Source organism: Arthrobacter sp. SLBN-83, from assembly GCF_006715285.1.
In the GTDB taxonomy this organism is placed as follows: Bacteria; Actinomycetota; Actinomycetes; order Actinomycetales; family Micrococcaceae; genus Arthrobacter.
Genome location: NZ_VFMX01000001.1, coordinates 3,599,083 through 3,610,784, shown reverse-complemented (window position 1 = coordinate 3,610,784; position 11,702 = coordinate 3,599,083). Strand labels below are relative to the sequence as shown.

The 11,702-nt window shown below is 66.3% G+C and carries 9 protein-coding genes; 4 read left to right on the top strand and 5 right to left on the bottom strand.

All coding sequences use genetic code 11. From position 1 onward, the window contains the following. Positions 1-70: 70 nt before the first annotated feature. The 3 genes from glpK to FBY30_RS16920 all read right to left on the bottom strand — a co-directional run bounded on the left by glpK (position 71) and on the right by FBY30_RS16920 (position 4,286). The gene (glpK, locus tag FBY30_RS16930; RefSeq protein ID WP_142133765.1) at positions 71-1,585 is read right to left on the bottom strand and encodes a glycerol kinase GlpK; all 1,515 of its coding nucleotides are present in this window, start codon (positions 1,583-1,585) and stop codon (positions 71-73) included. A 39-nt stretch (positions 1,586-1,624) separates the two neighbouring features. Next, positions 1,625-2,374, bottom strand: a complete 750-nt coding sequence (locus tag FBY30_RS16925) for an MIP/aquaporin family protein (RefSeq protein ID WP_142133764.1) — start codon at positions 2,372-2,374, stop codon at positions 1,625-1,627. Positions 2,375-2,465: 91 nt separating this feature from the next. Beyond that, a complete protein-coding gene (locus FBY30_RS16920; protein ID WP_142133763.1) occupies positions 2,466-4,286 on the bottom strand; it encodes a glycerol-3-phosphate dehydrogenase/oxidase in 1,821 nt (606 codons plus the stop codon). A gap of 125 nt (positions 4,287-4,411) precedes the next feature. Between FBY30_RS16920 and FBY30_RS16915 the strand changes: the two genes are divergently transcribed. Genes FBY30_RS16915 through FBY30_RS16900 form a run of 4 tightly spaced genes read left to right on the top strand, consistent with a single transcriptional unit; the run spans position 4,412 to position 8,279 of the window. Beyond that, on the top strand, positions 4,412-5,377 hold the full coding sequence (locus FBY30_RS16915; RefSeq protein ID WP_142135385.1) for a sugar-binding transcriptional regulator: 966 nt from the start codon (positions 4,412-4,414) through the stop codon (positions 5,375-5,377). Positions 5,378-5,396: 19 nt separating this feature from the next. Then, entirely contained in the window at positions 5,397-6,266 is an 870-nt protein-coding gene (locus tag FBY30_RS16910) for an aldo/keto reductase (protein WP_142133762.1), read from the top strand. A gap of 7 nt (positions 6,267-6,273) precedes the next feature. Continuing rightward, positions 6,274-7,203, top strand: coding sequence for an alpha/beta fold hydrolase (locus FBY30_RS16905; RefSeq protein WP_142133761.1), 930 nt, complete (start codon positions 6,274-6,276; stop codon positions 7,201-7,203). Continuing rightward, on the top strand, positions 7,200-8,279 hold the full coding sequence (locus FBY30_RS16900; protein WP_142133760.1) for a glycosyltransferase family 4 protein: 1,080 nt from the start codon (positions 7,200-7,202) through the stop codon (positions 8,277-8,279). The genes FBY30_RS16905 and FBY30_RS16900 overlap by 4 nt, the downstream gene beginning before the upstream one ends. Positions 8,280-8,291: 12 nt before the next feature. Here FBY30_RS16900 and FBY30_RS16895 read toward each other — a convergent pair whose 3' ends face one another. Together FBY30_RS16895 and metK are read right to left on the bottom strand one after the other, a co-directional pair. Continuing rightward, positions 8,292-10,376: a primosomal protein N' gene (locus FBY30_RS16895; RefSeq protein ID WP_142133759.1), complete on the bottom strand. Its 2,085-nt coding sequence runs from the start codon at positions 10,374-10,376 to the stop codon at positions 8,292-8,294. 60 nt (positions 10,377-10,436) lie between these two features. Then, the gene (gene metK / locus FBY30_RS16890) at positions 10,437-11,672 is read right to left on the bottom strand and encodes a methionine adenosyltransferase (RefSeq protein WP_142133758.1); all 1,236 of its coding nucleotides are present in this window, start codon (positions 11,670-11,672) and stop codon (positions 10,437-10,439) included. Between the last annotated feature and the right edge of the window lie 30 nt (positions 11,673-11,702).

Sequence of the window (11,702 nt, the reverse complement as noted above, 5' to 3'; positions counted from 1 at the left end):
GCCATGGTGTGGTGGGCACCGCGAAGCGGGCGGGCGGGAGTCTCCGGCCCCTCTCAGGGCCAGTTGCGGGCTACTTCACGTCCTCGTCGACCCAATCCATGGATTTGGTGACCGCCTTCTTCCAGAGCCGCATCTGGCGTTCCTGCTCGGCCTGGTCCATCTGCGGTTCCCAGCGCTTGTCCTCGGACCAGTTGGCCGAGCACTCGCCCAGGTCCTTCCAGAACCCTACGGCCAGGCCTGCCGCGTAGGCGGCACCCAGCGCCGTGGTCTCAATGACCTTGGGGCGGATCACCGGGACGCCAAGGATGTCCGCCTGGAACTGCATGAGGGCGTCGTTGGCCACCATGCCGCCGTCGACCTTCAACTCGCTCAGCGGCACGCCGGAGTCCGCGTTCACTGCATCCAGTACCTCGCGGGTCTGGAACGCGGTGGCTTCCAGCGCCGCCCGGGCAATGTGGTTCTTGTTGACGAACCGGGTGAGGCCGACGATCGCGCCGCGGGCGTCGGAGCGCCAGTACGGAGCGAAGAGGCCGGAGAAGGCCGGGACGATGTACACGCCGCCGTTGTCCTTGACGGACGCCGCCAGGGTCTCGACCTCCGGGGCGCTGCTGATCATGCCCAGGTTGTCGCGAAGCCACTGCACCAAGGACCCGGTGACGGCAATGGAGCCTTCCAGCGCGTAGTGCGGTTTGGCGTCGCCCAGCTTGTAACCCACGGTGGTGAGGAGCCCGTTCTTCGAGTGGACGATCTCCTCGCCCGTGTTGAAGATCAGGAAGCAGCCTGTGCCGTAGGTGTTCTTCGCTTCGCCGGTATCGAAAGCGGCCTGCCCGAATGTTGCGGCCTGCTGGTCGCCCAGGATGCCTGCAACCGGTGTCTCGCGGAGCAGCTGCGAGCTGTGGACGGTGCCGTACACCTCGGAGGAGGACTTGATCTCCGGCATCATGCTGCGGGGTACGCCAAAGATGCCCAGGATCTCGTCATCCCACTGCAGGGTTTCGAGGTCCATGAACAGGGTGCGGGACGCGTTGGTGACGTCGGTGACGTGGACGCCGCCGTCAACACCGCCGGTCAGGTTCCAGAGGACCCATGCGTCGGTGTTGCCGAAGACCAGGTCCCCCGCCTCGGCCTTTTCCCTGGCGCCGTCAACGTTGTCCAGGATCCATTTGATCTTGGTGCCGGAGAAGTACGTGGCCAGGGGCAGGCCGACCTTTTGTTTGAAGCGGTCTGCCCCGCCGTCCTTCGCCAGCTGGTCCACGATGTCCTGGGTGCGGGTGTCCTGCCAGACGATGGCGTTGTACACGGGCTTGCCCGTGGTCTTGTCCCACACCACGGCGGTTTCACGCTGGTTGGTAATGCCGACGGCGGCAATATCGTGCCGCGTCAGGTTCGCCTTGGAGAGGGCCGAGCCAATGACCTCACGGGTGTTGTTCCAGATTTCCGTGGCGTCATGTTCCACCCAGCCGGCCTGCGGGAAGATCTGCTCGTGTTCCATCTGTCCGCTGGAGACAATGGCGCCGCTGTGGTCGAAGATGATGGCGCGCGTGCTGGTGGTGCCCTGGTCGATGGCGATTACGTACTGGTTCATGATGACGTCCTTGTCTTTGTTGGTTGGAGTAGGTACGGGTCAGGCAGCAGCCGTGACGATGATGGGAACGATGCGGGCCACCAGACCGCCGAGCGCGCCGCCGACCAGCGGTCCGACGACCGGGATCCAGGAGTATGCCCAGTCGCTGGAGCCCTTGCCATGGATGGGAAGCACCGCGTGGGCGATGCGGGGGCCAAGGTCACGGGCAGGGTTGATGGCGTAGCCGGTGGGGCCGCCAAGGGAAACACCGATGCCGACCACCAACAGGGCGACGGCGAGCGGTCCAAGGCCGGAGGGGGTGCCGCCGAAAGTGAGGATCACGAACACCAGCACGAAGGTGCCGATGATCTCGGTAATCAGGTTCCAGCTGCTGGTGCGGATGGCGGGCCCGGTGGAGAAGACGCCGAGCTTGCCGGCGGGCTCGGGTTCGTCATCAAAGTGCTGCTTGTATGCCAGCCAGCAGACCACCGCGCCGAGGAAGGCGCCCACCATCTCGCCACCGAAGTAGGTGAGGGTGGAGGCGAAGTCCACGGTGACGCCCGGGGCGTATTCAGCCTTGCCATTGAGCAGCAGGCCGAGCGTAACGGCGGGGTTGAGGTGCGCGCCCGACTTGGCGGCGACGAAGACACCCGCGAAGACGGCGATTCCCCACCCCCATGTGACCATCAGGAAACCGCCGTTGTTGCCCTTTGTCCCCCGCAAAGCCACGTTGGCAACGACGCCGCAACCCAACAGGGTCAGCATGCCCGTGCCAAAGACTTCGGAGAGGAAGACTATTCCTAGAGACATCTTTGACTCCTTCTTTGTTTAGTTGTCGGTCCTCCGCGGGTGAAGGACCGTTGGGCCGGGGCGCTGGCGCGCCCCGGCCGGCTGCCCGGCCTTAGGAGACCAGGCTGTGCATTTCCACGCGGTGGAAACGCTGCAGCACGTCCTGGGCGTGCTTGATCTCAGCGGCGCGGGTTGCAGCGTCCCACTTGAGCGGGACGGACAGCACCTCCGCCACTTCGTTGAGAAGTTCTCCGGTGACCAGCCCGCGGAAGGCCAGGGAGGTCCGCCGGATGAATACATCCACGAGGTGCCCCACCTGCTCGTTTGCCGCCATGAACCCGAGTTCACGGACACTTAGTTCGCGGGTGGAGCGCAGTGGCTGGTCGGGTTCCGCGTCGAGGTAAGCGATCACGGCTTCGGCGCGGGTCCCGTAGCGGGTCAGCAGCCCGGCTGTGCGGTCTGCGTCGCGGCCGGCGCCCATGTGTGCCTTGATCCATTTCTGCACGCCGGCGTCATCGGCCGGGAAGCCGGCGCCACCGCCGATGGGGAGCTGCGCCGTCGACACCTTGCGCTGGACGCCGAGTTCGGAGAGGACCTCGTTGGTCAGGTGTTCGGCGAGGGCACGGAAGGTGGTCCACTTGCCGCCCACCAGGCTCAGGACGACAACGCCGCTTCCGTTGGCGCCGGAGGCCCGCCGTTCGATGCGGTAGTCGCGGGAGACGAAGCCGGGCTGGGTGGCGTCGTGGCTTGGCAGGGGGCGCACCCCGGAGAAGGTGTAGACGATGTCGTCGGGCGTCACGTCGATCGAGGGGAAGACGTGGCCGATGAGGTCGAAGAAGTACTGGATCTCCTCATCGGTGCAGATGGCGTCCTCCGTCATGTCCGCATCGACGTCGGTGGTGCCCACCAGTACGCGGTCGCCCATGGGGTAGATGAGGACGATCCGGCCATCGGTGTGCTCGAAGAAGATCTCGCGTCCGCGGCAGGCGTCGAGGAGGCCGGGGTGGTCAAGCACGATGTGCGAGCCCTTGGTGCCGCCCATGAAGGACGATGCCGCGCCCATGGACTCGTTGGTGAGGTCCACCCACGCTCCGGTGGTGTTGACGATGATGTCAGCTGTGAAGTCGAACTCTTCCCCGGTGAGTTCGTCGCGCAGCCGGACGGTGCTGCCACGGCCGGTTCCGGGGTTGGGTGCCGATGACATGGACTGCAGCGAAAGGTAGTTGCTGGCGCGGGCCGTGTTCCCCTGGGCGGCAGCCTGGGCACCGCCGGCACGGCCGGCCTTTTCGCCGTCCTGCAGGACATCGAGGGTCAGCCGCTCTGGGTTGTGGACGGAGGCATCGAAGTAGGTGGCCGTGTACTTGACGTCGGGCCGGAGGGCCGGCAGTTCCTGGAGTGCCGCTTTGTGGGTGCGGAACTGGTGCCGGGGAACGGTCCCGCCGTCACGGGAGAACGAATCGTAGAGGCTGAGGCCGGCCTTGATGAGGAACGCGCCGCGTTCCTTGGGCTTGCCTTGCTGCTTGTGCGTCAGGAAGCGGAGCGGTGCGGACAGGATCCCGGAGAAGGTGCTGAAGATGGGGATTGTTGTCTGCAAGGGCTTGACGTAGTGCGGGGCAATCTTCAGCAGGCGGTTGCGTTCCACCACGGACTCCCGGACCAGGCGGAATTCACCGTTCTCGAGATACCGGATGCCGCCGTGGATCATGTGCGAGGAAGCGCCGCTTGCACCTTGGCAGTAGTCGCCCCGCTCCACCAGTGCGACATCCACGCCCTGCAGTGCCAGGTCACGGAACGTGCCCACTCCATTGATGCCACCTCCCACCACCAGTACCTTGGCGTGGGGACGGCGGCGCAGGCTGTGGACCGAGGGGCGTTCGGCTCCCGGAAGGGGCGCGCTGACAGTGGGTTGAACAGATGAATCCTTGGGTCCCAAAACTACTCCCTTGGGGCTTTGTGTGATGCGGACACCGCTGGGTGGCGCCGCCGTTCTGCTCTATTGTTTGGAGAAATGGAAAATGGAGTCAAGGACTATGCACAAACGTGCAGAACGGAACTGAGATGGTACTTTCACGGGACCAGGACGCCCTCCGAGCTGCACAAATGTATTATCTGCAGGATCTGACGATGGACGCGATAGCACGTGAACTGCGCACGTCCCGGTCCACGGTTTCCCGTCTCCTGTCCTCCGCCCGGGAGTCGGGCCTGGTGCAGATCCAGATCCGCAACCCCCTGGATACCGGGCCCGAACTGGAGGGGATGATCCGGCGCCGGTACAACCTGGATGTCCATGTGGTTCCGATCCTGGGGACGCTCAATGAGGCGGAAACCCTGGACCGGGTGGCCATGCAGGCGGCGCGGACCATCGGGCCCGTGGTGGACTCCAACGCCATCATCGGCGTGGCCTGGGGATCCACCCTCAGTGCGGTGAGCAGGCACCTCACCAGGAAGATCACGCATGACAGCGTCATCGTCCAGCTCAACGGCGCCGGCAACATGCACACGACTGGTATCACCTATGCAAGCGACATCATGCGCAGGTTTGGCAGCGCGTACGGGGCAAGGGTGGAGCAGTTCCCCGTGCCGGCGTTCTTCGACCACGCTGCCACCAAGACCGCAATGTGGAATGAACGCAGTGTGCGGCGTGTCCTGGAACTGCAGGCCAAAATGAGCATCGCCATTTTCGGCATCGGTTCCGTGCACGCCGACTATCCCAGCCACGTCTACGCTGGTGGCTACCTGGACGAGGACGACCTGAACGCGCTCGCCAACTCCGACGTGGTGGGCGACGTGGCCACCGTCTTCTTCCGCGGCGACGGTTCCTCTGACGGGATCGTCCTGAACGAAAGGTCCACCGGCCCTGCACTGGCCCAGCTGCGGCAGGTCCGCCGCAGGATCTGCGTGGTGTCGGGAGTGTCCAAGATCAACGGCCTCCGCGGAGCCCTGGCGGCGCGGCTCGCCACCGATCTCATCCTTGATGAAGCCACTGCCCGACGCCTGGTCGATTACGAAGGACTGACCAGCTGAAGTGGGTAGAGTCGATGCCATGAGAACCTCACCCCGGCTCAGCCTGAACAACGGCGTGCTGATAGACCAGCTCGGCTTCGGGCTCTATAAGGTGCCGGCAGCAGACGCCGAAGGCCTGGTGGCCACCGCGCTCGCCGCCGGGTACCGGCACTTCGACACAGCCGCCATGTACGGCAACGAAACCGGCGTGGCCAGGGGCATCAGTTCCCAACTGGGCGCCGGGGCCGGCAGCGGTGGTTCCGGGGAACTGTTTCCGCCGCTTGGCCGGGAAGACGTGTTCGTCACCACGAAGGTGTGGAACGACCACCACGGCTACGATGCAACCCTGCGGGCCTTCGACGACTCCATGGTCAACCTGGGCCTGGATTACGTGGACATGTACCTGATCCACTGGCCCTGCCCGCGCCGCGGCTTGTTTCCCGAAACCTACCGCGCCCTGGAAACGCTCTACCGGGAAGGCCGGGTCCGCGCCATTGGCGTCAGCAATTTCCAACCGGCGCACCTGGACCGCCTGCTGCAAAGCGCTGAAGTGGTCCCCGCCGTCAACCAGATAGAACTCCACCCCTGGCTGCAGCAGCAAGAACTGCGCAGCAAGCACGCGGAACTCGGAATCCGCACCGAAGCATGGAGCCCGCTGGGCCGCGGCCAGGTCCTTGCCGACCCCGTCATCCAGGCCTGCGCCGCCGAGCACCGCAGGACGCCCGCGCAGGTGATCCTCCGCTGGCACATGCAGCTGGGAAATATCGCCATCCCCAAGGCCAGCTCCGAAAAGCGGATTCGGGAGAACCTCGACGTCTTCAATTTCGAGCTTTCAGAGCGCGATCTGGTGGCCATCAAGGAGCTGGACCGCGGGCAGCGGACCGGCTCCCATCCGGACAACGTCAACTAGGCCGGGCATGGATACAGTGAACCCGGAAACTTCCCCAGCGCCCGAGTACCTGAGCCCCGGCCTTCCCGCCCGAACGTCCGCCTCCAGTGTGACCCTCGACGGCGGAACAGTAGCCTTCTGGACCTACGAGCCCTTGGAAGAGACGCCGGATACGCGGACCATCCTGGTGGTCCACGGCTTCCGCGGCGACCACCACGGGCTCCTGCGCGTCGCGGACCAGCTCCCGGACATGCGCATCATCATGCCGGACCTGCCAGGCTTTGGCAGCTCAGAGGCGTTCGCCCGGGACCCTCACTCCGTGGAGCGTTACGGGCAGTTCATCACCGATTTCATGACGTCCCAGGGCCTGGGACCGGACACGGTGCTGCTGGGACATTCCTTCGGCTCGATGGTGGCGGCACACTTCGTAGCCAACAACCCGGATGCCGTAAACCCCCTGATCCTGATCAACCCCATCGCCGCCCCGGCCCTGGAAGGACCCAAAGGCGTGATGACCCGGCTGGCTGTGTTCTACTACCGGCTGGCGGCACGCCTCCCCCGGAAGCCCGGGCTTGCGCTGTTGCGTAATCCGCTGATCGTGCGGGTGATGAGCGAAACCATGGCAAAGACGCGCGACCGGGACCTGCGGGCCTTCATCCACGGCCAGCACCACGCCTACTTCAGTTCCTTCGCCGACCGGGACAGCCTGCTGGAGTCCTTCACCGCGTCCGTCAGCAACCATGTGGCAGAGGTGGCCGAACGCTTGGACCTTCCGGTGCTGCTGATCGCCGGTGAAAAGGACGAAATTGCCACCCTCCCCAACCAGCACCGTCTCCTGGCCCTGCTGCCGGACGGGCAGCTGAAGGTGATTCCCGGCGTCGGCCATCTGATCCACTACGAGACCCCGGAACCGGCCGCCCGCTACATCCGCAGCTTCCTGAAGGACCACCCCGCGTGAAGATTGTCATCGATGCACGTTTCACCCGCACCGACCACCACGACGGCATCAGCCGCTACGGAGCAAGCCTGATTGCTGCCACGGCGAAGATCGCCGACGTGTCCATGCTGGTCTCCGACGTCCGGCAGCTGGCCCTCCTGCCGGACGTTCCGTACACGCTCATCAGCAGCCCACTCTCCCCCCGCGAGCTGTTCGTGGCCCGGACGGTCAACCGCATTGGGGCGGACGTGGTGGTGTGCCCCATGCAGACCATGGGCACCTGGGGCCGCAAGTACGGCCTCATCCTCACCCTGCACGACCTCATTTACTACGAGCACCCCACTCCCCCGGGCTTCCTGCCCGGCCCCGTCCGGTTGCTTTGGCGGCTGTACCACAAGGCGTTCTGGCCGCAGCGCCTGCTCCTCAACCGCGCCGATATCGTGGCCACCATCAGCCGCACCACCGAGGCCCTGATGGCCAAATACCGGCTGACGCGCCGGCCCGTGCGCATCATCGCCAATGCCCCGCAGCCGGCACAGGAACAGCGCGACCCGGGCGATGGTGCGGACAGGACGATCATCTACATGGGCTCGTTCATGCCATACAAGAATGTGGACACCATGGTGGCGGGCATGGCCGGACTGCCCGGCTACACCCTGCACCTGCTCAGCCGCATAACGCCCCAGCGGCGTGCCGAGCTGGAACGCCTCATCCCGCCGGGCGCCTCCGTGGTGTTCCACAACGGTGTGACGGATGCGGAGTATGACGCGCTGCTGCGGCGGGCCACCGCGCTGGTGAGCCTCTCCAGGGCCGAGGGGTATGGACTTCCCCTGGTCGAGGCCATGGCTCTGGGCACCCCAGTGATCGCCAGCGACATTCCCATCTTCCGGGAAGTGGGAGCGGACGCTGCCCTCTACGTGGACCCGGAGTCCCCGGAGCAGTTCGCCGACGCGGTGGCACGACTGCAGGATGACGCGCACTGGCAGGACATGTCCCGGCGATCCATTGCGCGGGCACGCGAATTCAGCTGGGACGAATCGGCACGCCAGCTGGTGGACGCGGCCCACGAGGTCATGGCGAAAAGGCGCCGGAGCTAAGGCACGCCAACCCTAGAGCACGTCAACGCCGTCGAGGCGCAGCTGCACCGGCTCGGTGGTCCGCTTGGCTGCCACGGCTGCCCGGGTGACCCTCAGGACGCGGACGACGGAGGCAGCCTGGCCGTAAGGGAAGAACAGCAGGGTCCGTACGTCCTCGGCTGAGCGCCTGCCGGAGGGCGGTGTGCTGAACAACAGCGGCGCCGGGCCGGCAGTGCGCAGCGTTATTCCGCCGCGTGCCAGGTCCGCTTCCACGGCACCGGTGTAGTGCTCCACAGCGGCCCGCGGCCCCGTCACCGATGCAATCCGCACTGCCGGCGGCAGCTGCAGCTCCATCCGAAGGGACAACTCGCGCCCGGCGTAACCCTGCGGATCCCATCGCAGCAGCGCGCCGGTTGCTGCCGGGTCCGAGGCCGTGACCACCACCAGCCCCTTGTCCGGAGCGGGACGGACCAGGGCTGCAGCGTTGAACCAGCGACGCACAGTGTCTTCGCCGGCACGGAGGGTTTCGCGGCGGAGCAGGGAATCGCCGTCAAGGAGCAGCGCGGCGGCATACCCGGCCTCTGCCACAGGTTCGGCTCCCACTGTGGCCACCACCAGCGCCTTGCCCGCGCCCACCCTGGCCTTCACCTGGTCGCCTGAGGACGTGATGACTGTGGTGCCGGGAAACGCGCGGCCAAGTTCCTCAGCAGTGCGCAGGACTCCGGTGGCGCCTTTGCGGAGCCGCCGGCCCCCGCAGTGGGAGCACTTCCAGTCGGGGGCAGGGGTGGAACACCAGCGGCACTGCGCCAGCGCTGATGTTCCACCCAGCGCCAGGGGTCCTTGGCAGTGGCTGCAGCGGGCCGGTTCACGGCATGTTTCGCACACCAATGAAGGTGCATAGCCAGCCCTGGCTACCTGCACCAGCACAGGACCGCGTTCCAGTCCTTCCTTGGCGGCCTGCCAGGCGGCGTGCGGGAGGCGGGCAAGGGTGGCCAAAGGGTCCCGCGCCTGTTCGAAGCTGTCGGCAGTGCTGACGACGCGGGCAACGGTCCTGCGGAGGGTTGCCCGCTCGGTTTCGACGGGGACGGCCCAGCCGGCTTCCACCAGCCGCTGCACTTCCGTGCTGCGGGCATGCCCCGCGAGCAGGCAGGCGGTGCCCTCCTGTTCGGCCCGCAGGAGCAGGACCTCCCGGGCATGGGCGTAGGGTGCGCGCTGCTCGATGTGAAGGTCGTCGCCGTCGTCCCAGCAGGCCACCAGCCCCAGGTCCTGGACAGGGGCGAAGGCGGCGGACCTGGTGCCGATGGCGATTTTCGCAGTGCCGGCCAACAGCCGGAGGAAATTGCGGTAACGCGGCGTGGGGCCGTCGTCGGCGGTGAGCCGGGCCACCGCCTCCGCCGGGACCAGCTCCTTGAGCGCTTCCTCCAACCGGTCCAGATCCCGGTAGTCGGGCACCACCAGCACCGCGCCCCGGCCGGAGGTGTAAGCAGCAGCGGCGGCCTGGGCCAGCAGGTGCGGCCAGCCCCCAGGCCCGTAGCCCTGCAGGGGGTTGACCACGGCGCGGGGCGATCCCCCACCGGCCAGGTGCCGCAGGAAGGCCGCACCCGTGCGGTAGGCAGCCCAGGCGGAAGTGGCGGGGGTTCCCGCGGCTTCAGGCGCAGTCACCGCCTCCCCTGCGTCCAGCGGGTCGGGGTAGTCCTTTTCCAGCTTGGCCACCCGCGGCGGTACCGCCAGGCGGAGGACATCGCTGACTGTACCGGCGTAACGGGCAGCTACGGCGGTGGCAAGGTCGCGGACGGCGGGCGTGAGGACCTGGACCGGGGACACAACCTTCGCCAGGGGAACCAGGGTGTGCCCGGCGTCGGACTCCTCCACCCGCTCCAGGAGGAATCCGCTGAGGTCCTGGCCATTGAACTTGACCTTCACCCGGGTTCCGGGCTGGGCTGCCTGGTCCAGCGGCTCAGGGACGGCGTAATCGAACGGGCGGTCCAGGTGCGGCAGTGAGGACTCGACAAGGACCCGTGCCACCGGCAGCCGGCCAGCGGGGGTAACGCCGCCGGGCAGTTTGCGTGCAGGAAAACCCTGCAGCAGGGTGGGCTGGACGGAGCTGTCAGGAATTATGACAGTTACCTCCGTTCAGCTACCGGTTTGATATGAACAGCAAAGCACCGGGCACTGACATTAGGCGTTGAAGTACGCCTTCAGGTCGTCAACCCGGTCCAGTCGCTCCCAGGTGAAGTCGGGCTCATCCCGTCCGAAGTGGCCGTGGGCGGCTGTCTTGGCGTAGATGGGCCGTTTCAGGTCCAGGGCATCGATGATGGCCCGGGGACGGAGGTCGAAGATCTCGGCAATGGCTTCGCTGATCCGGGCGGGATCCACGGTCTCGGTGCCGAACGTTTCCACGTAGGTTCCCACCGGCCGCGCCTGGCCGATGGCGTAGGCGATCTGGATTTCGGCGCGCTTGGCCAGGCCCGCGGCCACTACATTCTTGGCTACCCAGCGCATGGCATAGGCGGCGGAGCGGTCCACCTTGGACGGGTCCTTGCCGGAGAAGGCGCCGCCGCCGTGGCGTGCCATGCCGCCGTAGGTGTCGACGATGATCTTGCGGCCGGTGAGGCCGGCGTCGCCCACGGGGCCGCCGATCACGAACTCGCCGGCAGGGTTGAGGATGTTGGCGGCGCGGGAAATGTCGAGGTTGGCAGCAGCCAGGACAGGTTCAATCACGACGGCGGCGAGGTCCGCGCGCAGCTGTTCAAGGCTTGCGCCCTCGGCGTGCTGGCTGGAAATCACCACGGTTTCAACGGATACCGGAACGTCTTTGTCATAGCCCACGGTGACCTGGGTCTTACCGTCGGGGCGCAGGTAGGCCAGCTGGCCCGTCTTGCGGACGTCGGTCAGGCGTTCCGAGAGCCGGTGGGCCAGCCAGATGGGGGTTGGCATGTAGGACGGAGTCTCGTCGCTGGCGTAGCCGAACATCAGGCCCTGGTCACCGGCGCCCTGGAGGTCGTAGTCGTCCTCCTGGCGGCCTTCGCGGGCTTCGAGGGAGTTGAAGACGCCACCGGCGATGTCGTTGGACTGCTGGCCGATCGAAACGGAGACGCCGCAGCGGGCACCGTCGAAGCCGTTGGCCGAGGAGTCGTACCCGATGCCCAGGATGGTTTCGCGGACGATCTGCGGGATTTCGACGTATGCGTCGGTGGTGACTTCGCCAGCCACATGCACCAGGCCGGTGGTGGCCATGGTCTCCACGGCCACGCGGGACTCTGGGTCGGCGGAAAGCAGCGCGTCGAGGATGGCGTCGCTGATCTGGTCGCAAATCTTGTCCGGGTGGCCTTCAGTGACCGACTCGGAGGTGAAAAGCCGGAGCGCGGAGGGCGTGGCCCCATGGGTGTGGGGAAGGTGCAGCGGTAAAGTCACTCAACTACCTTACTGGTTGGTGTTGGTACT

Coding starts and splice junctions, on each gene's coding strand:
- FBY30_RS16925 (WP_142133764.1), bottom strand. CDS start 2,374: ATGTCTCTAGGAATAGTCTTCCTCTCCGAAGTCTTTGGCACGGGCATG.
- FBY30_RS16910 (WP_142133762.1), top strand. CDS start 5,397: ATGAGAACCTCACCCCGGCTCAGCCTGAACAACGGCGTGCTGATAGAC.
- FBY30_RS16905 (WP_142133761.1), top strand. CDS start 6,274: ATGGATACAGTGAACCCGGAAACTTCCCCAGCGCCCGAGTACCTGAGC.
- glpK (WP_142133765.1), bottom strand. CDS start 1,585: ATGAACCAGTACGTAATCGCCATCGACCAGGGCACCACCAGCACGCGC.
- FBY30_RS16915 (WP_142135385.1), top strand. CDS start 4,412: ATGGTACTTTCACGGGACCAGGACGCCCTCCGAGCTGCACAAATGTAT.